Raw genomic sequence first — 22,616 nt, 5'->3', positions numbered from 1 at the left:
CCAACTACCCGTACCGCGTGGCACAATATAGTGCTTGGTATGACTGGCAGGCTGGGTATACTGCGGCGATACAATAACGATATACAGGGAACAATCCCATGGATCTATTGAACCTCGGTGCGCAGCTGCTCTCCCAAAAGCTGGGCTTGAACGTTGACACGGAAACGGTAAAAAATGCCTTGTCGAGCTTGCTCGGTGACGGTTCGGGCACGATCGATTTCGCCGGGCTGGCCGGCCGCATGGCGAGCAGCGGCGAGCTGGGCACCGTGCTCAATTCCTGGCTTGGCGATGGTAGCAATGCCTCCATCAGCGCTGACAGTATTCTCGACGTGCTGGGGCGCGGCGACGTAGCCGATTTTGCAAACACGCTAGGCACCAACACCGAGACAGCGGCCGGTGGTCTTGCCGACGTGCTGCCACAGCTGATGGACAAGGCAAGCAGCGGCGGCAACCTGCTGGAGTCGGTCGGTGGCCTGGGTGGGCTGATGGGGGCCGCAAAGTCCTTTTTACGCTAGCGCCGCGAATCCTTTGCGTGTGCAGTCACCGCTACCCTTGCTCCCCCCTCCAGCGCAGTGCGGGCGATTTCCCGACCAAAGCCACTGGAACAGCCGGACATCAACCAGGCGGGGGCCTGCATTGCAGGCATACTGCTTCCCCAACTGCCGGACTTACCCGGCCCCTGCTACTGTGCGACACCGTTGATCGTTCCGCCCAGAAACTCCTGAAAAGAATCCTCCGATTCGGCACGTAACAGTATACCGTTGCCCAGTGCATACCACTGCGTTTCCGCTGAGCGCACGGGCACTCCCAGGCCCGACGTTTCCACCGATTCCTCGAGCACCCGGCAAGCGGTATAGGTACCAGCTGGCACAGTGATTGTCTCGGTGCCCAAATACGTGGTCTTCAGCTCCAGGCTCTGGCTGGAGGAGGCACCGCGGCTGTCCTCCACCGTGGAGGAGTAGCTTTGCTCGAAACTCTGTCCGGCCGCCAGGTCCCAGCGGTTGAGCTTGAATGGTGCGAGGACTACCGTGGCCGACGTGGTGGGCGGCATTGTGGTTTCTGCCTCACTGCCGTAGTACCGCAACTGCTGTGCGCTTGTATTGATGGAAAACCAGGTCAGGTTGGTGGCCAGTAGTTCGCCATCATCGCGCTGCTCCAGCCGCATGCGCGTGGCAGCGTTTCCGCGAAACAGGCCGCTGCCGTCAATCACCTGGTCGAATTCGGCCACAAAGTAGCCGCCGCCGAACCCCGGCCTGCGGTATTCAGACACAAAGCGCGTGCCCTGCCTGAAGAGTGCGGGGTTGAAACAGGCACTGAGTGGCTCGTTGCCGTAATCGCCCGGCGTGGTTGACTCGAATACCGGGTCGAGGAAGAACACCTCGTCGTTATCGAGAAATGCGAGCAGGGCGTCATTGCCCGCGAAACCGGATGTGAACAACCTGCAGGGCGAACTGTTGCCACCGCAGAGTCCGCGGTGCTGTTTGCGCCACTGCGCAAAGCGATAGCCCTCGGCGGGCCGGGCCACGAAGGTCTCGTCAAAGAACAGGTCGACCACGTCCACGAGGCAGGTACTGCCGGCCCGGCAGTTCAGACTGCCTGACTCCGTGACCACCGAGCCGCCCTCGGGCACGGTGATTGATATCTTGCAGGCGCTCAACGCCAACAGCAGGAGCAGACCACCGCTGTACCTGTAAAAACGCATGACGCTACCTCCCTCGCTGTCGATCACGGCTGGCGCGAGCTCGCCGCAGGATCAGACGACCTACCGCCGCAGCGCGCAGGACAGCCACAGCAACGCCGCCAGCGACAGGAAGACTCATAACAAGAATAGTCCAAATCCGCCACTGTGGTGCACCAAGAACGGCAATGCGCACATGGTCGCAGAGAGCCGATCATTACGCCAGCAGCTACAGGTGCGACCAGTGTCGGATTATTCACCCCGCTTACGGCTCTCGGAGGGGCTCCAGATTGAGGTCTTTGAAACCCATGCGGCCGTGTCACTCAGCACAAGATCAAAATCACGCGCGCTGCCGTGAAGCCTGGTCTATGAAGTTCAGCAAATGCTCGAAGGTCAGAGGGCGCGAGAAATAATAGCCCTGGAAATACGTACAATGGCGCGCCATCAGAAAGTCGCGCACCTCGACTGACTCTACGCCCTCCGCAACAGTCGCCAATCCCAGGTGCTGAGCCATTGCGAGTATCGCCCCTACAATGCCCGCATCGTTGTGATCCAGCAGCACATCACGCACGAACGACTGGTCAATTTTAATGTTATCGACTGGCAGTTTTTTCAGATACGCCAACGATGAATAACCTGTGCCAAAATCGTCAACGGAGAACTTCACACCACGCGCCCGCAGAGACTCCATGGTGCTGATGGCACGCTCCATATTATCCATCAGGCTACCTTCGGTAACCTCCAGACACAATTTAGACAGTGGTGCACCTGCGTCAGCTGCAATCGCTAAAACCGTATCAACCAGGCTGGGCAAACGGAATTGGCGCGCGCTGAGGTTGACAGAAATGGACGGGGTTGCGTCACCGAACCGCCGCAGCAACTGTACGAGATCATGACAGGCTGTGCGTAGCACCCACTCACCCAGCTCGAGAATAATCCCGGTTTCCTCCGCGATAGGGATAAATTCCGCCGGGGGGATCATGCCGCGTTCAGGGTGATTCCAGCGCAGCAATGCCTCCAAACCACTGATTTGTCCGTTCTGATCCACCATGGGCTGATAGTGCAAGCACAATTGACCGCCCCGCAATGCAACACGTAGCTCCCGGTCTAGCTGCAGGCGCAGGCTAGCAGCCTCGTGCAGCGCACCGTGGTAAAAACTGATAGCGTTGCGACCACTTGCCTTGGCGTCATACATCGCGGTGTCAGCCTGTCGCATCAGGTCGTCGATATCTGTTCCGTTACCCGGGAACACAGTGATCCCCATGCTCGCAGACATGTGCAGAACATGCTCTTGTGTTTCGTAGGGATGGTCGGTAAGCACATGCTGGAGGTCTTCGGCGAAGCGCATCGCCGCAGCTTCAGCGGTTTGTCCATCAACACTCAAATCCGACAGCAGCACCACGAATTCATCACCACCAAGACGCGCCGCGATATCCTCTGTACGCAACCGGGTGCGCAGCCGATCCGCAACCTGCCGCAGCACGTGGTCGCCAACTGGATGCCCCAGGGAGTCATTAACGGTCTTGAAATTATCCAGATCCAGAAATAGCAGAGCCCCCCCAATGCCGTGACGTTGCGAGCGCGCCAGATTTCGCTGGGTCTGTTCGCGCAGGTAACGCCGGTTTGGCAGCTGTGTCAGATCATCAAAGCGCGCTTGATACGACGCCGAGTTCTCGGCCTGCTGGCAGTCATAACGTGTACGCAAAGAGTCGGTAATTGTTGTATTCAAACGCCGGGCGGTGACATACAGCGCAATCATGAACAGCAGCGCCATGCCTCCCATGAGCCAGCCCACACGCCCCCCCTCGAGCAAGAAGCGAAGGATCAGTGGGGACAGCGAGATAACCAGGAATGCGTTGACTGCATAACGAAGGGAGGACAAAACCGACAGCGCACCCGCTGCCATACCCGCTAACACAAACGCGAGAATAACCTGGTCAACGGGGTCGTGCGGCGCAAACAACAACCAGCCCGCGGCACCCCAAACGGTACCCGCGACCACAGCCCCCAGAAATGCTCTGCGCTCCCAGACTCGTGCGCCGTGCTGAGAAGGGGCGCGCTGATAAGCCAACATGTCTTGCCATCGCAGGGCAGATATCAGCAGCAGAACAAGATACCACGGTCCGACTCTCGCCAAGCCAAGAACAGGGAGCATGATTGCTGCCAGAATGAAGCCATTGAGAACGCTCATCGACAAGGACAGCCTCAGCGACTCGTACAACAGCTTGACCAGCCCCTCGCGGACGGTTTCGGTTTCGAGTGCTGTGTCGGACGCGCGGGACGCTCCCACCATGCTGGGCGCTCCCGCCATAGTGTCCTCACTAAGAGTAGAAAACCCCGGTGAGGTTAACGGGGCAATTCAAACCGAGTCAACCGCTCTCTGCACGTCTCGCTGCTTGTGCATCGCATCTTTACGCAGAATTTCTACCCTTGTGGAGCGGCATCAAACGCTATCTGCCGCAGCTGCTGCGGCGCGCGACCGAGCTCCGCCAGCATGTGCTGCCAGCGCGGGTCTTCGCGCAGGTTGTCAAACAGGGGGTCCGGCAGGTTCTTCAGCAGCAGCGTCTGTTTGCGCTCGCGCAGGCGCGCCAGCCATCGGAAGGCCGCATCCACGTCGCCACCGACGGCGTGCAGCTGCGCGATACGCATGGCCTCGGATTCACCGTTCTCGGCCTCGAAACGCTCGAGCCGTGAACGGAAGCACGCGATGTCGCCTTGCGCGTGACACAGCAATGCCTGGTAGAATTCCTGGAACTTTCTCGCCTTTGCCGGCACCGTCTGATCGATAATCTCCTGTGCCGCCGCGAAATCGCCCTGCATGATCCTGGTCAGACCGAGGGTCAGGTGGCCGCCGCGAGACCGTTCCATAACCTGCCGGACGGCGGCCTCGGCCTGGCGCGGCTGACCGGCGGCGATGTAGGCCTGTGCCTGGTGCATGTAGCAGGCGGTGCAGAAGGGATCGAGATCGAGCGCTCCCTGATACAGGGCCACCGCCGCGGGAAAGCGTTCCAGTGCGTAGGCAAGTTCGCCGGCAAGTCCCAGGAACCGGGGATTCCACGGCTCCTGCGCCAGGGCCTCGGTCACGTGCTCCGCCGCTGCCGGCAGGTCGTTCTCTACCTTGAGGGCCAGTGCGGCCAGGGCCCCGTGGGCGCCAGCACTGCCGGAGGGTACGGCGAGCATCTCCTCGGCCAGCGTGCGAACCCGTTGCGCCACGTCGGTCCCGGACAATTCGCCCCGATAGACCTGCAGCAGGTAGCTCCGGGTCAGAAGATCCCGCACCGGGATAAAACGTGGACTCCTGCGCGCGACGCCCTCCAGTGACGTGATCGCGCTGCCCAGTTCGGCGAACTCACCGCTTCGCAGCACGTGCAGGGCGCGCAGGTACAGTGTGTAATCGTCCGGGGCTATCACCGTGTCAGACCCGGCCGGCTCCATCACCGTCAGCTGGAACAGGCCCGCAACAGCGCTGGCGACCTGGCTCTGTACGCGCAGGATATCGCCGTACCTGCGGTCGAGTGTCTCGGACCAGACATGGTGGCCACTGTTCGTTTCGATCAGCTGTATCGTGATCCGCAGGAGCCCGTCGTGTTCGCGAATACTGCCCTCGAGGAGGTGCGTGGCGCCCAGCTGCGCACCGATCTCCGTTGCGGTCAGCTGCTGACCCAGCTGCGGCAGGAATGACGAGGTGCGGGAGATAACCCGCAGGCCATGCACCCGGGTCAGGCTGTTGATGATTTCTTCCGGCAGGCCGAGGGCCAGATAGTCCCTGTCACCCGCCGCCGTGAAGTCGGCGAAGGGCAGCACCGCAACGACCGGGGAAGATGCCGCGGGTCTATCTACTGAATCGGACTCGGGCCTCAGGAACAGCCACCACGCCAGCAGCAATGCACCCAATCCCACTATCGCCGCCGCGAGCCAGGCTCCACGGATCGTGCCGGACAAGGCTGCGGACGCGGGCGGCTGTGTGGCGGCCGGCGTATCCACGGCCCGGGCATTGAACAGGTACCCTCGACGGGGCAGCGTCCTGACCGCGTGCCGGCCCTCATCGCCAAGGGCCCGGCGGATGTCCACAAGACACTGCGCCAGGCTGTCGTCGGTGACCACCGCCTCACCCCAGATCCTGTCGAAGAGCTCTTCCTTGCTAATCAGGCGGCCGGGGTTGGCCACCAGGTACTGCAGAACGCGAAACGACTGCGGCCGCAGCGTGATCGTCTCGCCGTCCCGCAGGACCACGCCCCGACTTGCGTCGATCGCAAAATGCTCAAATTGCCTGAGCGCCCCTGAGGCCACTGCAGAAGTCATTCACATACCGCCCGTAATACAGTTTTCCGCGAATTTCGCGCTGATTTCGTGAACTTTCGTCCAGTTTTCGTCACTCCACTTGTCTCAAGTCCTACCCTGCGGGTGCGAATTGCGAATTCCGTCCTGACAGCGAATCCGAGGGAGTACCCCATAATGAAGCAGTCGATTCTGATAGTCATCACCTTGTCCACCCTTCTGCTGGGTGGCTGCAAGATCCGCATCGAGGTGCCGGAAGGTGGCCGTGTCACCACCACGTCCGGTAGCTACACCTGCGAGACTGGCGCCGTCTGCGAAATCGATGTCGTGGACCTGTTTTTTGATGAAACCTTCCGCGGCGAACCGGCGACCGGCTACCGCTTCGACAGCTGGCTGAAGCGCCAGCGCGGCCTGTGTGGCGGCTCCGACGGGTCCTGCCGGCTCTTCACGTCGGGCTTCGAGGGCAATGACATCCTGATGGGCTTCATCGAGCGACAGGAGGAAGTATTCTTCCTCGTACCCCAGTTCGTGCAGATTCCCACGGATGCATTTGACCCGGCGCTCATCCAGTCGACGGCGTTCCTGGTGCGCGAGTCTGGCCTCTCGGTGACCTATCAATTTTCTGAGAACGGCACCTACAGCAAGCGCGCCGGGCCGATCATAGCTGCCGGAAAGTACACCTTCGAACTCAACGACACGGTCATCAACTACACGCAACTCGCGGACACGGACAGGAACGACCTGACGGGCTACGCCGTCTTCGAGAGCTTCGACGCCGCGAACGGCATGTACAAGGTCTGCTACACAGACGATCAGGACGTGCGGTCCGCGAGCACGGCGGTGGACACCTGCGCAAATGGTGGGCGCGGTAACCTGTCAGAGCCCACGCGTCTGCGTTTCTTTATCCAGGAGTAGTGACCGCCACCGGGGATTCAACAGCGGCTTTCGCACGGGGCGGCGGGAGCGTGGCGGCCTCCCGTTACAGAACCTTTGCCTCGACGTGTGCCAGGACCTTGTCAAAGTCGGCGCTCCAGCTGAGCCTGGATAGCGCCGGCTCAACTCGATATGTTGAGAGTAAGTGAGCTCACGACCGTGAGGCATGATCGGACGGCAAACGAAACGATCTGACTCGAAATATCGGGTGTTTTCGATACTACTAGACAGCAACAAAAAAGCCTCCGTTCTGGAGGCTTCTAACTTACTGATTTTATTCAGGAATATGGTGGGCCGTGCTGGATTCGAACCAGCGACCAATTGGTTAAAAGATGCCCAGCCAATTTCTAACGTGTTGATTTAATGTACCTTTTATCGGTGACGCCCGTTGCAAATCGCACCGAAATGCACAACGAAGCAGGACTGATCCCGGCAAAAGTCCGGCAGTGGCGACCGATTGGTTGAGCACTACCCGCCTACCGCCATCAGACGTTGTTCCTCCCCGGTGGCCCGAACTGCGGATTGCCTTCATTAGGTAGATCCGGGATGTCTTACCCCAACCTGCCCAGGAATATAGGAAGGAAATTCAACTTACCTGCTCAGGTTCGACCAAGAAACAGAAGCTTGTCGTCGGACGCCACAAGTGAGCGCCTCAGGTAAAGGCAATGGGGTGTTACCGCCAGAACAAAATGCCCCTGCGTTATCATTATGGAGAGAATCTTCCCGGGACGGGGGGTAATGAAAATTAGGTAACGGCACCCAGAGCGTTAGGGCGGGATGCTGCGAGTTCGGCTCGCGCTCGAATATTGTCTGCATCTTGGCCAGTGATCGAATGGTGAATTGTTCACTCATTATTGTAATACAACCTTGTAGGTTATTGACCCGAAGTGCGGGGCTGTCTAGCATACATTGAGAACCTAAATATAAGTAAGGATCCATATCTACGATAGGATCGGCAGTCCTTCGCGACGCAAACCATATTGTAATTGAGAAGGTGGCAGTACCCACAAAACCCTCCCTAACGCAGGAATCCATACCGTGGAATTTGAATACAGTGACAAAGTGAGGGAATACTCCGCCCGCATCGAGGAATTTCTTGCGGACCACATTTATCCCAACGAAGAACGGTTCTATCGCGAGGCCGAGACACTCGGTCCCTGGAAAGTCTATCCTGTCGTGGAGGAACTCAAGAAGATCGCAATCAGCCAGGGCCTGTGGAATCTGTTTCTTCCCGAGAGTGAGCATGGAGCAGGGCTCAGCAACCTGGAATACGCACCACTCTGCGCACTGATGGGACGCTCTCACCTTGCCCCGGAAGTGTTCAACTGCTCTGCGCCAGACACCGGCAATATGGAAACCATAATCCGCTTTGGTACAGAAGCGCAGATCAAACAGTGGGCAGAGCCGCTTCTGCGCGGCGAAATCCGCAGCGCGTTCGCCATGACTGAGCCGGAAGTAGCATCGAGTGACGCCACCAATATTGAAAGCTCGATAGTAAGGGACGGTGACGAGTACCTGATCAACGGCCGTAAGTGGTACACAACGAATGCAACCGATCCGCGCTGCAAAATTATCATATTCATGGGCAAGTCATCCCCAGATAACGAGAATCGATACAAGCAGCAGTCTATGATTCTCGTGCCGAGGGACACGCCGGGCGTCCGCGTTGTACGTTCGCTGCCAGTGTTCGGGTTTTATGGCGTTCCAGATCGTGCGGCCGAAGTCGTGTTCGAGAACGTTCGGGTTCCCGCAAGTAACATGCTACTTGGTGAAGGCCGCGGTTTCGAGATTGCCCAGGGTCGCCTAGGCCCGGGCCGCATCCACCACTGCATGCGCCTGATCGGCCTGGCGGAGCGCATTCTTGAGCGCATGTGTCGTCGGTTAGAGGCCCGCGAGGCCTTTGGCAGCCCTGTTTCACAACAGTCAGTATCGCTGGAGCGTATCGCGGAGGCGAGGATAATGATCGAGCAGTCGCGCCTGCTGACCTTGCATGCGGCCTGGAAAATGGACAAGGTAGGCAACAAGGAGGCACGTCGGGAGATCGCCATGATAAAGGTGGCGGCACCCAACATGGCCTGCCAGGTTATCGACTGGGCCATCCAGGCCTTCGGCGGCGGTGGCACAAGCAGTGACCACCACCTCACCTCCGCTTATGCAACGGCGCGCCTGCTTCGCCTGGCGGATGGCCCCGACGAGGTCCATCGCAATCAGGTTGGCCGGCTGGAAATACGTCGGGTCGGTGAAACGGATCCTGCACGCTACGGTAATAGCGGCAATTTTCTCACTCTTGCTGAAGCCGACGAGAAGGCACGCGCTGGACTGTTTCCGCCGGACAACTAATCCAGTGCGGCAGTACGACCTACTGCCGCCGATGTACGCGCCTAGCTGTCAGCGCCGAGGAAATCCAGCAGCAAGGCGTTGACGCTATCGGGTCTGTCCAGCATGAGCCAGTGTGTAGCGCCCTCCAGTCTCTCGTAGCGCCACGGTGCATCCATGAATTCCCCCGAACCCAGCATCTGACTTTCCGTCAGATACATATCACCGCTACTCCAGATACCCATTGTCGGTACGCTGATACGCGGCATTTGCCAGCCTTCTTCAGTCCAGGAGTCAAGATCCATATTGGCGCGGTACCAATTAAGTGCCGCGGTGAGGGCGCCCGGCCGCGACAGATCACGAATCCAATGCTCCAACTCAGGATGATGGCCCCACAGGTCGCTAAAGAACTGCCAGTTCTGACGTGTAATGATATCCTCGGCCAGCCCTTGCCGCATGAACACCAGCATATACCAGGCCAGTCGTCGTTGCGCGATACCCGCATTCCACAGGGCCGTCATGTGCCCTACCGAAAGAGCAGCATGCTTCTCCACCCGTTCGGGGTAAATAGCTGCCAGGCTCCACCCAACCGCCGCACCCCAGTCGTGACTGACCAGGCCTACCCGCTCCAATTCAAGATAATCGAGAAGAGCAACCACATCTCCCAGGACCTCAGCTATCCCATAGGCCTCGATTTCCTGCGGCTTGTCCGAACCACCGAAGCCGCGCTGGTCAGGCGCAATCACCCGATAGCCCGCCCCTACCAGCGCGGGTATCTGATATCGCCAGAGGCGCGCCGAATCGGGAAACCCATGCAGCATCAGTATTGGGGGACCCGAACCCTCGTCAGTCACCTGGAAACTGTAGTTACCCAGGATCAGTTTATATACCGCCATTACTGCCCCTCAATTACGACCGCTCCTGACTGCAAAAAGATCCCAAAATATCGCAGACTGTGTTTCGGCCAGTATTCGAGTAAAAAAAGCCCGATTCCGAGGAGGAAACGGGCGCACACAACGCATCAACAGACTAGAACGAATAACTTACACGCAGAGTAAACTCATCTGCCCAGCCCGCAGTGCTAAGAGCATTGTAATTTTCGCTGCGACTGGTGAATCCGTCCTCAATGATGTGGTTGAAAAATGCCTCCACACCCCAGGGCCCACCCGGACGCCAGCGCACCGCTGGCTGCAACAACATAGCCCCTTCCATGTCGTACAGCATGGAGAAGTCAAAACGCCACTTCAGCGTTGGCGATGGCTGCTGAAGAGCTACGGCTACGTAATTGGCACTACCAGGTGTTCGCGCGTTCTGTGCCGCACGATCCTCAGTCCCACCCATGCCGCTCAGGTGGCGACCAAAGATGTCACTCTCGGTACGGTGCATCCACTGGAACACAAAATAGGTCGCAGGAAACTCTCTGGAGAAACGGTGGTACTTCTCAAGCACGAGCGACGTAATGACTTCATCCTCGACAATGTGCTCGCGACTTAGCGACGGATTGGTAAATGTGCGGTCGTTCGCGTACTGGATCTCAACGTTGGCTATCAACTGGTCGAGAAAAGAACCGGGTTCGCCGTTAAAGGTATAGCCAAATCCAAGGCCGAATACGCTCTCGCGGTGATATTCTCTCGCCAGATGCCCACGCAGACCTCCAGCAGAGGAAAAGAACAGATCCAGTTCCTGTCCGGCGTCAAATTCGTTGTCAACCAAATAGGCGCCAAGAGCCTGTGCGCCAGGGAACTCTGCGATCGCGGCATTGAGCCCATCGATGCCATCTAGCCGAGCAAGTCCAGCGTAATGAAACCACTCCCTGGCAGACAGCACACCAGTAGAATCTCGCTCAAAGGCTGTAGTCGCCATCAGGTCAGCGGTGGCATCTCCGGGTAAGCCCGTTAGTGACTTGCTTACACCAGACTCAGTCCAGCGAAATGTACCATCTGGATTGTAGCGATTGGTTGCCATTGCCTGCACCGTGAAGGCGCCTACATCACCGCGTACGCGAACGCCGAAATTTGCCTTGTCGTCATAATCACCGTACATGTCGTGAATGGTAAACTGCGATGCAATTGTGTTGTAAGGCGTGTCTGGATTTCCGTATATAGTCGGTCGAAAATGCTGAACAAACCCGTCCAGCTCCCATCCACCCACCATGTACTGAGCTCGAATCGCCGGAGATGGGACGCGTTTGTCTGAAAATTCTTCAGGAACGAAATCCAGCACGCTGTGACGCCGCAGATCGAGACCGTTGGGAACGTCCATAACCCGGAAGAACAGCGACTGACCCCATGCGATTTGCTGGTTGCCAGCACGCACCAACAAGGCGCCGTCTTGGTAATCGAAGTAGAAACGAGGCAAATCAATCATATATTTCTCGCCCGTCCACTCCATAGCCATGGGCGCCTTGCGCGATTGCAGCCCGCCAGAACCGTTGACCCTGTAGTCAAAGTAGTTCACATTCTGGTGCAAATCACCTGCCGGGGCTGCTCCTGGAATCGATCCAATATCGTGGTTATTGTAGGTGTCGAAGTCGAAGATTGCGCGTAGCTCGCCCCGAAATGACAGTTTGCTGCCGAGACGTAAATCCACGTCGAATTTGCCCCTCATGATATTCATATTGAAATCGTTACTTTCACTGGGCACGAGTCGGCGCACTGTGTCGGGCGTTCCGCCAATTGGATTACGTTGTACATCTATATTGTTAAATGGATTACCAGCCTGGTTGTATGGGTTTTCATCGGACGTGGTGCGAACGGCCGACTCGAATCTAACGAAACCGCCATAGCTCGCTCCAAACACGTCGGGGTCGAAAAATGCACCCCCAGCCTGAGCCGTGCCTGATACCAACAAGCCGACGGGAAGCCCTAATTTCATTAATCGCGTCTTCGAAAAAGCCACCATTTTATTATCTCCTGGAAAAACGCAGCGCCGCGCTATTGCGACGCCTTTTGGATCATCCGACGGCGTTCCTAGGGGTTCGCCGCACTCCCTAAATCAGCCGCCTAATCGCTGCAGGGCTTGCGAAGTCATATAGCGGTTATAAACGTCGTTAACGTCATTGGTTTCGAAAGCAGTTTTGAAACCGCCCTGTATCTCCTTACCGACGTAATAACGCGTCATCCGACCGTCGAGGCGGTCATAGATCATCACGCCTGTCCAAGACCACGCGGGCTTCCCTGCCTTGGTAAAGGTTTCGTGCTCATTGCTGTACTGCGCATACTGCGGTTCAAATGACTTCCAGACTTCACCCTTGCGGTCAGTCGTCACCGATGCAATCATGAGCTGGTTACGAACATCAATCCAGACCGTACGCTTACCCACTGGGGCACGCGGATAGCCCACAGGCTCTGACTCAAGAACAATACATTCGGGGCATAATTCCATAACAGTCTCGTGGAAAGTCTGCCCTTTGGGGCCACCGTGAACTGGCTTCTCCCAATTGTCGCGCCCCCCCATAAAGTTCCCAGGGTTCTGCGCACCCAGCATTGGCTTGCGTTCTACAATCCGATAATTACCCCAGGTGAGCATAGGATCACCTGCAGCCCAGGCATCAGAGAGGAACAGCACCATCCCCGGCACAAGAGGCTCGAATCGCTGGTTGGTCGGGAACTGGCGAACACGCCGGAAGGCCGGCAGATAGCCCAGCAGGTCTGGGAACTTGCTCTGGTCGTAATACCAGGTGTTCAGGTACGAAGTGCCATTAACGTCATCGGGGCGAGTGAACCAGGTAGCGTTGTAGCGCAACAGATCATCTCGACCCTGGAAAATCTGACCATCGGTACGCGATGTCACCTGCAGCTCTGTCCACACGAAGTCGTATTGATAGGCTATGTCACCGTTGCGATCAATATCATGATCACGAGTGGCGCTCATCTGCCAGTCGTTCCGCCCCCACGCCAACACCATGTCCGCGGCCGCCTCCTCAGCGTTCTGCGGATCGGGAAACGGACACCCACCCAACCAGGGGGCGCCATCCGGCGCGCGCACATTACCTGCCGAATCAAATCTTGCCTTGCCGGCGTTACGTAATGTCGCCTCAAGATAGTCATGCGGGTACAGCTTTGTGAGGTCTCGAGTGCTCTCCGCAATTCGAATTCGGCGACCCATCGTCTTCACTTGTTCAAGTGCAATAGGATCGAGCAGGTGTGCTACGTGCTCCACATTGTCAGCAGTAATAACATCGCCAGGCTTAATCATCCCTTTTGTATGCATCTCAATCGATAGCAATTCATCCGGGTACGCCTTGCTGATGTCAGTTACTGCCGAATCGGAGCGAGCAATCATCGGCCACAGCGATGTCAACACTCCTGCGGACGCGGCGCCCAAAAGACTCTTCTCAAGAAACTTGCGACGGGAGTAATTAAAATCATATTTTTTTATATACATAGCGCTCTCCTAGCCAATGCAATGGCGTGACGATGAAAAGTACCCGATAAGACACGACCGAAAAATGAGGTAGAGGTGGGACTCAGGAAAACCGAACTCACACAACCGCGCAATGGTGACTCCCCCAAATCCTGGGTGACTCCTGACATACGCGCCTCCATAAGGACTGATAAGTGACCCGGCTTTCTAGTTCGCAACGCCCAGACCTTTTGGGACTGCGCAAAGTGCGACACCTAAACTAAAGAGTCTGCTGCTTAACATTATATTTCACCATTATTGAATTACTCTTTTGTACTACAATCTAATATCACAATTAGTGAGTGTCAACTATTTATATGTCCTCCGATTCGGAAAAATGAAGATCCGGAGATCAAGGGAACACCTCGACCAGGGCTTCCTAAAAAACGCCAATGAAATAGCTTACAGTGTCAGTACCCCAAGCGCCGGAGTGCATTCCGCGTCAAGTATCTCTGGTAAATACTTTCATCGTTCACAGCCGTCCGATGACCGCCCGATATCTCCTTGACCTGCTCGAGTCTTGACATGCGCCCCGTCTGAATGTCGAAAGCGTGCACATGGGACCATGACCAGTAGGGACTGGTACCGTCCATGAAACTCTGGTCTCCAGACTGATAGACGCTGAAAGCCCCATCGAAACTTCGATAAACTTCCCCCTTGTGGTCATAGGTATTCATCGCCAACGGAAGCCCAGTCCTGGCGTCAAACCAGACGCGTTTCTTGCTCACCGGGGCGCGCTTGAAGCTCAAGGGTTCAGCCTCGACAACGATTGCCTCGGGAATCAGTTCAACCGTTGTATCCCAAAACGTCGTCCCCTTGGGTCCACCATGCGTAGCATGCTCCCAGTTCGGGTGCTGGGGATTCCAGCCATTGGATACAGCGGCCAGAAACGGCCCGCGATCAATAATGCGGTAGTTCCCCCAGGTATGCAGCGGATCGCCCGCAGCCCAGGCATCCGACAGATACAATGTACTTCCCGGCACCAATGGCTCGAACCGTTGATTGGTAGGAAAAACTCGGATCCGCTTGAAATCCGGTAAGTAACCAAGCAACTCGGGAAATTCATGTTGGTCATAGGGCCAGATATTGAGGTACGAGGTCCCAGTAACGTCCTCGGGTGAGGTAAACACTACGCACTGGTAACGTAACTTGTCCTCATGTCCCGACCAATACGGACGCTCGTCCAGGGTCACACGTGCAACGGCAGCCAGTTCAGCCCAAACCGTCTCATACTCATACTGCACGTCGCCCTCACGCGACAAATCATACTCCTTGATTGCATACAGGGAAGCATCGTGGCGGCCCCAACTCAACGTAAGCGCAGCAAACAGCTCCAGCCCACTGCGCGCCTCAGGAAAGGGATTGCCGCCGATCCAGGGTTTGCCATCATCGTTGACCACGTTGCCACGGTCATTGAATCGGGCCCTGCCCTGATTGCGCACGGTTGCCTCGATATAATCCCTGGGCGACAGCTGCATTATATCCGTCGTGGTGGGAGCCACCTGGAGGCGCCTGCCCATGGTGGCGATTTGCTCGTACTTGATATCGTCAAGGAGGTCGCGCACATGCTCCACATTATCTGCGGAGATAGTACCTCCGGCCGCTACTTTGCCCCGAGTGTACATGTCGAGGCTGAGCAGCTCGTCGGGATACACGCCGTGAGTATCACCGGCGCGCGCGATGGCCGGCCACAGCGGCGCGAGGACGCCCGCGGCGATTGCGCCGCGTGACAGCGTAGCCAGGAAGTGGCGCCTGCTATGCAGGCCGTCGAAACGTCTGATGAAATGCATGATCTTGCCTCCTCGCTGCGGGCCTATGCACTCATGATCGGTCGCTCACGTTGATCACCCTGCCCGCATTCCTGGGTGGCTCAGCGCTATCGTATTAGTGCAGGAAAAGTCGCAGTACTCTGCCTGTATGGCCTACGACGAACACTCCACCACTACCGGTAGCGGCCTGCTGATACCAGTTGGAGTTCACGTCCGAGTCCGGCACAGCGGAAAAGGTGGCTCCGTCGTCAGTGCTCACCAGCATGTTGCGCATGCCGGGGACAATAACCAGTCCGTCCGGCGACGAGCTCACACCGAGTAGGTTACCGCCAAGCCCGGGATCGACCCGCTCCCAATGATCGCCCGAATCTTTCGTCTTCAACACGATACCGTTCTGCCCGACGGCATAACCATTCCCGTCTGTTCGCACATGTACGGCAGAAATCGACTCATCCCCCTGACGTACCAACCGCCAGCTTGAACCGCGGTCATCGCTGACTACTACAAGCCCAAACTCACCAGCGACAATGATACGTCCGGCCGCCGTGATCTCGACCGCATAGAGATGGGGGTCGTAGCCCTCCTCCACAAAACTCGAGAACGCAACATCGGGTGCGGCCCAGCTTGCGCCACCATCGGTGGATATCCACACCTCGCCGAACCCACCGACCGCGACTGCCAGCCCATCTTCGTGGGCGTCAATCGAGAGTAAACGTTCCTCGACACCTACCCGACGCTCTGTCCAGGCACCGCTTTCATCCCGAACCATCACCAGACCCATCTGCCCAACGGCAATGATACGATTCCCTGCCAGCGTGACATCCAGTAACGCCAAGTCTGTATCGACTTCCTGTGCAATCCAACTCTTCCCGCCGTCGCCGGTAAGCAGGACGGTTCCACGGTCCCCCACTGCGGCACCGCGGGCACCGTCATGAGCGAAGGAAACTCCAAACAGGGGCCGGTGCGCGACGCCGCTCCGGACGAGTTCCACGGAAACTGGCGGATCGCCGATACCCGCCTGCGCTGAACCGGCAATGCCCGTGAGAGCAAGTACCGTCATAGCGAGCGCAGCCAAGGACTGACCGACAAGAGCTTTTACTGTGACGTTATACATAGTGGCCACCCGAGCTGACACAGTCTGATGATAAACGGGCATCACACTCTCCCCCCGGCCTGCACTGGCCACAATTCGGACAGATTAAGGTGTTCGCTGATAAGCAGGTCATCGCGCTGCACAAACCGCGGTTTGAGGAACCACACCATCACGGGTAACACGAATAGTGCCATGATCATGTTGATAACCATTACTGCACCCAGCAGGAGGCCCATGTCCGCAAGAAACTTGAGGTCTGACAGGAAATACCATGGCATGATGCCGATCAGCATGATTGTCGCAGTGAATGCGATAGCGCGCCCGGTGGTCGTGACCGCTTCTTTGATGATAGCTTCAAAATCACCTCCCTGATTTTCGTATTCGTCACAGACACGGGCCAGCAGGTAGATGCCATAGTCAATACCGACGCCAATACCCATAGCAGCGACCAGTAGTGAGTTGATGTCGAGCCCCATATCCATCGCATAGAGCATGGCGATGATAACGAAGTTGGCCATATTCACCTGCGATATCAGGATGATACCTGCGAGCCATGACTTAAAGGCAATCGCCGAGAGCACAAACATGAGAATACTGAGGACCACCACGATCACCCAGTAATGCTCCTTGACGGTGTCGTTAACTGCCTGTTGCAGAGCGATGGTGCCGCTACCGAGTCGAACCGTAAAATCGGGATGCTCCATGCCGAGCTGCTCGACGGCTGCACGCGCGTCGGAAAGGGCTTTGTCCACTGTTTCCTGCCGATTGTCGCGATACCACAGTGAAACGGTAGCGTTCTGCTGCCTCATGTCGATAACGTGACTAAAAGCCTTGGGACCACTGCCCATCATCGCAGCGGACGCTGCTGCTTGCGTGGCACGGTCATTGGGATCCATGGGCATCCACCGGGGATCACCACCGTTGTACAGCCGGGCACCTTCCGCCAGGTAGTCCGCAAACGACAGGGTCGCGCGGGGCGGACTGTCAGAGCGCTCCATGATGTCCTGCAGGGCATGCATCGTGTGAATAGCGTCCGCCTTGCGCGCAGTCTTCTCCAGCGTTTCCGTCTCTTTGGACTCAAGCACCAGCTCCAGCGTATTAACGCCCGGAAAGTTGTCATTGATGCTACGCACAGCAACATTGAACTCTGAGTCCTCCCACAGTAGTGCGCTGCCTTCTACCGGGTTGCCGACCTTGATGGCAGCGCCGAAGTAGATCGATACAACGCCACAGAGCACCAGAACAAGGCCGGTGTAGCGCGCTCGGGTCCCCGTCGTCAACATTGCCACTTGGTACAGCACCCGCGCCATCCACTGATGAATACCTCCCGCGCTATTGTCCCGCGCGACGATGACGTGCAGATTGCGCGGCGTCGGTAGACGAGTCAGGATCAGAGGGGCAAGTAGCACAGAGGTGGGCAGCAAGATAAGTGCCCAGTATCCGGCAAAGATCGCAAAGCGCTGCATGGCGGGAATCGGTGCAAGGACGATCAATAGGATAGCCAGTGCATCGGTAACAATTCCGAGCACACCCGGCCCCAGCATGACGCGCAGGGACAGCTCGCCCGCCTTATGCTTGTCGCCAACGACATCCAGTATTTCGTAGAAGCGCTCGATGTACTGCACGGTATGGCTGAATGCGCGGGCCACGAGCAATAGGGGGACGAGCAGCAGAAGTGGATCGACCGCAAGATCCATCCAGCCCGCGAAGCCAAACCCCCAAATGGCAGAAACGACACCCGTAATGGCTGGCGTCACCACACCTGCAATATTGCGCATATAAAGCAACAGAGCGGTAAATAATGCGATCAGCGTGACACCGAAAATCCACAGCATCTGTTCCTGGTATTCATACACCCACCCAATCAGTGCGGGCTCGCCTGCGAGATGCACCTCGTGACTTTCGTCGCGCGCAGACTCGACGAGATCCTGGACGTAGGCAAAGGTCTCTCCGAAGTCCAGCCTGTGCTCGATAAATGTTGCCTGGACCAGTGTTGCCGAACCGTCTTCGGAAACAAGAAATCCGCGCGCGTTAGGCGAACGCTGGACTCGAGTACGAAACTCATTAAGCTCGGACTCTGTCTGCGGCACGGTGCTATCCATCAATGGACGCATGTTGATGCCATAGGGGGTAGCTTCGGCGTACCGGGCCTTGGATGTTGTAATCGACAACACCTGATCGTGATCAACCGCGGGGGCGAGGTCTATGTCCTGGGTCATGTCCCAAACTTTCTGCAGCGTATCGGTGTTATAAATATCGCCGTCCGTACGCTTTATCATGACTGACAGCGTCAATGGATTGCCGAAGTTCGGATGGTCCCGAAAGGTCTCCGCATACGGGTGACCGGTCGGTAACATGTCGGAGAATATGGTCTTGATCTGAACGTGCGGCAACCCTGCCGCCGAGACCGCGGTGATCAGTATTATAGCCGTGATGGCCAGCACCTGGTTTTTGAATGCCCAGACGGCTATCGCGTGACGCACTGTACCCATCGACTATTCCTCTGTTATATGGTGGTGCTGGTACTTGCTGATTTGATTAGTGATAGACGCAGCTAGAGTGACTCAGGAAGCATGGCTATCAACTTCTCGCGGTACTCCAAAGAACTTAGATCGAGCTTCAAAGGGGTGACCGAGACGAAATTGTCAGCAATTGCGCGCAAATCGGAGTCTGGATGCGACTCGCCATCCTCGTAGGACAGCACGATCTGGTAATAAGGACTCCCCTCACCATCCAAGCGCTTTTCGGGGATGTAACAGCCGGGCGGCCGCTGCCCCTGGATTGTAACCTTGACGCCCTTTACTTCCGCAGATGGAACTCCGGGGAAATTAACATTGAGGAACACCCCCGGGTCCAGCTCCAGTCGTAGTAACTGCTGCAGCAGCGGCAGGCACCAACGCTGCGACGTTTCCCAGTGTATTTTTCGGTCCTCACCCACCGTAAAGTTCTTTTCCCCCGGCGCAAACACCTGGCTGATGGCGATGGCGGGGACCCCAAGTTGGGTGGCTTCACGTGCAGCGGCAATCGTTCCGGAATACGCCGTATCCTCAGCAAGGTTTGGCCCGCGGTTGATACCGGATATACAGACTGAGGGGCGTCGGCCTGAAATGAGCTCGTGAATACCTAGCATGGTGCACTCCGTCGGCGTGCCACTCACGGCGAAGCGCCTGTCATCCAGCTTGCACACGCGCATGGGAGAATCAATTGACAAGGAATGCGAGGCACCAGAACGATTTCCATCTGGTGCGACCACCCAGACATCATCCGAAATCTGCCTCACCACTTCTTCCAGAACCTTCATTCCCGGCGCATCAATGCCGTCATCGTTGACCAAAAGAATGCGGTGATCAGAAAGATCTCTCATGGTACTGCCTCGCAGCCTAGCGGATTCGCGGAACACGCACCGCTTTCCCCCGCTTGAATTTATTCTTTATTGTCGGACAATATTATTGTACAACAGCAGCACTGTACAACAAGATTCGTTGCCGAGAAAGCCCCGCAAGATGTTTTGCGCAACTTACGGCGCATAATGTGGAAACATGCTTTAGCACCCGTGGTGCCATGAACTGAATCGACCGATTTGGTAGTTGAACAAGCTCTGGAATGAAATTACTATGATTGCTATTGTACTACAATGTTGTATAACTAGGTGGCGCTATGTAGACTGCAAGATATCCCTTGAAAGCTCGACTGAGGAACAATGTCGCACAGCTTTATCGGAACAATAATCCAAATAAGGAGAAGACCATGACCAAGCTATTCTTGGATACCGACAAATACGGCGATGAATCCCCCTCTGCTGTGGTCGCTGCCTTTCATGGCAGTCTGCACGAGATCGTCCGTCAGCGCCTCGAAGAATCCGGCGCCGAATGGAAAGATTTCGTGCTTGGCGACGCCACCACACTGATCACCAAGAAAGATTTCGAGACAGTGGACAGGACTTTAGTAGATGCCGGTCATCGTTACGACTGGTCTGCAGGCATCTCTCAGAAGGAGCGCCCAGACGCCTACAAGCCAGCTGACGGGACTAGCGACGCCGACCTTGCCACCTTTTGCTTCGTACACCCCGATGCGCCACTCGCCAACCCGGATGCTGAAGGCCGCGAACTCCGAGGCGTCGGCGACAACGTCGTACGGTATAAGGAAAATACCACCGGTATTGCCCGGTATATCCGCTCCACGGACCGCGTCCTGAAATGGCTCACAGAGGGAGTACCTGAGAATACGATTGCCGTCATCGACGATTCCGGCGGCACCCTGACAGCGCCAATTCTGGAGCAGTTCAAAGGCGTCATATGCGCCGGTGGAACCGTTCGCTCGCACCTGGGCATACTGACTAGGGAGTACGGCATCCCTTGCCTGATGAACGCCAAGGTCAATGGCATCATGGAAGGCGATACGGTGACCATCGAATCCACTGCCCGCGCCAAAACAGCCGAGGATTACCAGGGCCAGACAAAGCGTGAGGTAACTGGCAACGTCTGGCGCATAGCCAAACGTGAAGAATGACGCCATCCACTAACAGATAGCCCGTGTCACCTTAGCTCGCGTGACGCCTGCGATAATAGCAATAAGGGAATGACCTGATGAAACTCGACTACGCACAACTACTGGAAAGCAACAATCTTCTGCAGATTAACGGCGATGAAACCTACTGGCTATGCGTCACCCGCACCGTGCAGGAATCCAAGCTGTTCCCGGTTCCGGCCTACATGTTGATGTCCTACCTCAACGCTTTCTACCGCTACCCGGCTCTGCTGCGCAAGATCGAAGACCACATGAGTGCGGAGGAAGTTGGCGACCGTGCCCGCCACATGGGCGCGAAAGCCAACGCGATCGCCATGTGGGGCCTTCCCTGTTTTTACTTGCTGGGCCGCGAGTGGATGATCAACATGGGACTCCTGCGGCCACAGGATGCCGCGGAAGACGTAGCCTATATCCTTGATTTCTGGAAGCGTTTTGAGCTGTCTTTCCGCCGCAATTCCGGGCACTTGACGGCATTTGAGGGCGGCCACCGCGGCCAGATTCACTCCGAAGCGCAGTTGCAGGTGTTCCACGCGGATCTGTACGACTGTAAAGTCGGCGACCCGCTGCATCAGGCAGCGCAGGCATTCGTCGCTTCCGCGTCACAGTATGCATTCCTCATTGCCTGTGAAAGTCGCATCAGCCTGCACAACCACGGCCCTTACAATCTGGGCGATGACCGACAGATGATTGTTCGGGACTTCAACGACATAGCGGAGTACGACTTCCCATGGTTGGACGACGTTGCCGAGGCCGTGCCTTACAACAACCTCACGGTTACCATGGCCACCCGCGGCGTCAACTTCAATATCATGGATGACTGGGGCAGCTTCGAGTCAGATCCAGAGTTCAAGGACGAGAACATAGTCGGTGTCGGCCTGTATACCTCAGGTCCTCTGAGCGACGGATTCCTGCCGGTCGGAATGGGCAGCCGGGAAGAACTCGCCCAGACCTTCCTTGATTTGAATGACAAGGTGAAAGACGCAATGAGCCGCCTGTGGCAGAAGATGGCAGGTTGGTCGCGGGACCAGATGCTGGATGCGGGCGCCCTCACCTATTACGCAATCATCAAGGATCTGGCACACATTGCCGGCTGCTACGATCCGGAGGACTGGATCAAGATCGATCACCGCGCCGAGCGTTTCCGTCCTCTGCTGAACGATGAGTATAGCCGGGATGCGCTTGGCGAAATCTGTGTCGGCGCAGCTCCCAGTCACCAGATCAACGAATACATGATGATGATGCACAACGATGCTCCGACGCGCATTTATTCCCCCATTCCATACTCGATTCTTCTTGATGGCGACTATGCACCTACTGTTGGCGGCGTGGAACCTGGCATAACCTACCTGGATGAGAAAAAGGATGTCTATCGCACTACCGAGGGCACACTGAGCATTGACGAGTACAACGCGCGTGTTCGCAAGTTTCAGCCGGAGCTGCACAAGGCGGAAAACCGACTTTTCTGCGAAACCTCGGTCAAGTACCGCTATGACACGCCCGAGGCTGACGCACTCTACAAACTTTATCAGAAGCACTCCCGGAACCTGGTTGGCAAGGGCGCCGGGCTGCGCCGTGACGAGGTGGAAGCACTCCGCCAGAAAAGCAACAGGGGATAGCC

At 56.9% G+C, this 22,616-nt stretch carries 15 protein-coding genes; 5 read left to right on the top strand and 10 right to left on the bottom strand.

Annotated features, from left to right (window positions below):
* Nucleotides 1–98 precede the first annotated feature (98 nt).
* Nucleotides 99–515: a YidB family protein gene (locus tag EGJ68_RS04305; RefSeq protein WP_123033281.1), complete on the top strand. Its 417-nt coding sequence runs from the start codon at nucleotides 99–101 to the stop codon at nucleotides 513–515.
* A 167-nt stretch (nucleotides 516–682) separates the two neighbouring features.
* Here EGJ68_RS04305 and EGJ68_RS04295 read toward each other — a convergent pair whose 3' ends face one another.
* The 3 genes from EGJ68_RS04295 to EGJ68_RS04285 form a co-directional block, all read right to left on the bottom strand.
* On the bottom strand, nucleotides 683–1,702 hold the full coding sequence (locus EGJ68_RS04295; protein ID WP_123033280.1) for a hypothetical protein: 1,020 nt from the start codon (nucleotides 1,700–1,702) through the stop codon (nucleotides 683–685).
* 316 nt (nucleotides 1,703–2,018) lie between these two features.
* Nucleotides 2,019–3,971, bottom strand: a complete 1,953-nt coding sequence (locus EGJ68_RS04290; RefSeq protein ID WP_158283489.1) for a putative bifunctional diguanylate cyclase/phosphodiesterase — start codon at nucleotides 3,969–3,971, stop codon at nucleotides 2,019–2,021.
* Nucleotides 3,972–4,102: 131 nt separating this feature from the next.
* Nucleotides 4,103–5,980, bottom strand: a complete 1,878-nt coding sequence (locus EGJ68_RS04285) for a winged helix-turn-helix domain-containing protein (protein WP_123033278.1) — start codon at nucleotides 5,978–5,980, stop codon at nucleotides 4,103–4,105.
* A gap of 153 nt (nucleotides 5,981–6,133) precedes the next feature.
* Between EGJ68_RS04285 and EGJ68_RS04280 the strand changes: the two genes are divergently transcribed.
* Both EGJ68_RS04280 and EGJ68_RS04270 read left to right on the top strand, forming a co-directional pair.
* Nucleotides 6,134–6,871 carry a hypothetical protein gene (locus tag EGJ68_RS04280; protein WP_123033277.1) on the top strand — a complete coding sequence of 246 codons (738 nt, stop codon included), beginning with the start codon at nucleotides 6,134–6,136 and terminating at the stop codon, nucleotides 6,869–6,871.
* Nucleotides 6,872–7,927: 1,056 nt separating this feature from the next.
* Nucleotides 7,928–9,229 (top strand): acyl-CoA dehydrogenase family protein, encoded by a 1,302-nt coding sequence (locus tag EGJ68_RS04270; RefSeq protein WP_123033276.1) that lies wholly within the window; start codon nucleotides 7,928–7,930, stop codon nucleotides 9,227–9,229.
* Nucleotides 9,230–9,270: 41 nt separating this feature from the next.
* On the opposite strand, the gene EGJ68_RS04265 is transcribed toward EGJ68_RS04270, so the two are convergent.
* The 7 genes from EGJ68_RS04265 to surE form a co-directional block, all read right to left on the bottom strand.
* Nucleotides 9,271–10,101: an alpha/beta fold hydrolase gene (locus EGJ68_RS04265; RefSeq protein WP_123033275.1), complete on the bottom strand. Its 831-nt coding sequence runs from the start codon at nucleotides 10,099–10,101 to the stop codon at nucleotides 9,271–9,273.
* Nucleotides 10,102–10,234: 133 nt separating this feature from the next.
* Nucleotides 10,235–12,106 (bottom strand): DUF1302 family protein, encoded by a 1,872-nt coding sequence (locus EGJ68_RS04260; protein WP_158283488.1) that lies wholly within the window; start codon nucleotides 12,104–12,106, stop codon nucleotides 10,235–10,237.
* Between the two features lie 93 nt (nucleotides 12,107–12,199).
* Nucleotides 12,200–13,591 (bottom strand): DUF1329 domain-containing protein, encoded by a 1,392-nt coding sequence (locus tag EGJ68_RS04255; protein WP_123033273.1) that lies wholly within the window; start codon nucleotides 13,589–13,591, stop codon nucleotides 12,200–12,202.
* 428 nt (nucleotides 13,592–14,019) lie between these two features.
* Nucleotides 14,020–15,399 (bottom strand): DUF1329 domain-containing protein, encoded by a 1,380-nt coding sequence (locus EGJ68_RS04250; protein ID WP_123033272.1) that lies wholly within the window; start codon nucleotides 15,397–15,399, stop codon nucleotides 14,020–14,022.
* A gap of 94 nt (nucleotides 15,400–15,493) precedes the next feature.
* The gene (locus EGJ68_RS04245) at nucleotides 15,494–16,438 is read right to left on the bottom strand and encodes a WD40/YVTN/BNR-like repeat-containing protein (protein WP_158283487.1); all 945 of its coding nucleotides are present in this window, start codon (nucleotides 16,436–16,438) and stop codon (nucleotides 15,494–15,496) included.
* A gap of 95 nt (nucleotides 16,439–16,533) precedes the next feature.
* Nucleotides 16,534–18,963: an efflux RND transporter permease subunit gene (locus EGJ68_RS04240; protein WP_123033270.1), complete on the bottom strand. Its 2,430-nt coding sequence runs from the start codon at nucleotides 18,961–18,963 to the stop codon at nucleotides 16,534–16,536.
* Nucleotides 18,964–19,025: 62 nt separating this feature from the next.
* On the bottom strand, nucleotides 19,026–19,835 hold the full coding sequence (gene surE, locus EGJ68_RS04235; protein WP_123033269.1) for a 5'/3'-nucleotidase SurE: 810 nt from the start codon (nucleotides 19,833–19,835) through the stop codon (nucleotides 19,026–19,028).
* A gap of 383 nt (nucleotides 19,836–20,218) precedes the next feature.
* Between surE and EGJ68_RS04230 the strand changes: the two genes are divergently transcribed.
* The gene (locus tag EGJ68_RS04230; protein ID WP_123033268.1) at nucleotides 20,219–20,980 is read left to right on the top strand and encodes a PEP-utilizing enzyme; all 762 of its coding nucleotides are present in this window, start codon (nucleotides 20,219–20,221) and stop codon (nucleotides 20,978–20,980) included.
* Between the two features lie 77 nt (nucleotides 20,981–21,057).
* The gene (locus EGJ68_RS04225; protein WP_199227913.1) at nucleotides 21,058–22,614 is read left to right on the top strand and encodes a hypothetical protein; all 1,557 of its coding nucleotides are present in this window, start codon (nucleotides 21,058–21,060) and stop codon (nucleotides 22,612–22,614) included.
* The last annotated feature ends 2 nt before the right edge of the window (nucleotides 22,615–22,616 follow it).

Origin of the sequence: Haliea alexandrii, from assembly GCF_003719295.1 — a bacterium.
Lineage (GTDB): Bacteria > Pseudomonadota > Gammaproteobacteria > Pseudomonadales > Halieaceae > Haliea > Haliea alexandrii.
The sequence above is the reverse complement of the archived record's forward strand: the minus strand, read 5'-3'. Positions and strand labels throughout refer to the sequence as shown.

Coding starts and splice junctions, on each gene's coding strand:
- EGJ68_RS04305 (WP_123033281.1), top strand. CDS start 99: ATGGATCTATTGAACCTCGGTGCGCAGCTGCTCTCCCAAAAGCTGGGC.
- EGJ68_RS04295 (WP_123033280.1), bottom strand. CDS start 1,702: ATGCGTTTTTACAGGTACAGCGGTGGTCTGCTCCTGCTGTTGGCGTTG.
- EGJ68_RS04290 (WP_158283489.1), bottom strand. CDS start 3,971: ATGGTGGGAGCGTCCCGCGCGTCCGACACAGCACTCGAAACCGAAACC.
- EGJ68_RS04285 (WP_123033278.1), bottom strand. CDS start 5,980: ATGACTTCTGCAGTGGCCTCAGGGGCGCTCAGGCAATTTGAGCATTTT.
- EGJ68_RS04280 (WP_123033277.1), top strand. CDS start 6,134: ATGAAGCAGTCGATTCTGATAGTCATCACCTTGTCCACCCTTCTGCTG.
- EGJ68_RS04265 (WP_123033275.1), bottom strand. CDS start 10,101: ATGGCGGTATATAAACTGATCCTGGGTAACTACAGTTTCCAGGTGACT.
- EGJ68_RS04260 (WP_158283488.1), bottom strand. CDS start 12,106: ATGGTGGCTTTTTCGAAGACGCGATTAATGAAATTAGGGCTTCCCGTC.
- EGJ68_RS04255 (WP_123033273.1), bottom strand. CDS start 13,591: ATGTATATAAAAAAATATGATTTTAATTACTCCCGTCGCAAGTTTCTT.
- EGJ68_RS04250 (WP_123033272.1), bottom strand. CDS start 15,399: ATGCATTTCATCAGACGTTTCGACGGCCTGCATAGCAGGCGCCACTTC.
- EGJ68_RS04245 (WP_158283487.1), bottom strand. CDS start 16,438: ATGACGGTACTTGCTCTCACGGGCATTGCCGGTTCAGCGCAGGCGGGT.
- EGJ68_RS04240 (WP_123033270.1), bottom strand. CDS start 18,963: ATGGGTACAGTGCGTCACGCGATAGCCGTCTGGGCATTCAAAAACCAG.
- surE (WP_123033269.1), bottom strand. CDS start 19,835: ATGAGAGATCTTTCTGATCACCGCATTCTTTTGGTCAACGATGACGGC.
- EGJ68_RS04230 (WP_123033268.1), top strand. CDS start 20,219: ATGACCAAGCTATTCTTGGATACCGACAAATACGGCGATGAATCCCCC.
- EGJ68_RS04225 (WP_199227913.1), top strand. CDS start 21,058: ATGAAACTCGACTACGCACAACTACTGGAAAGCAACAATCTTCTGCAG.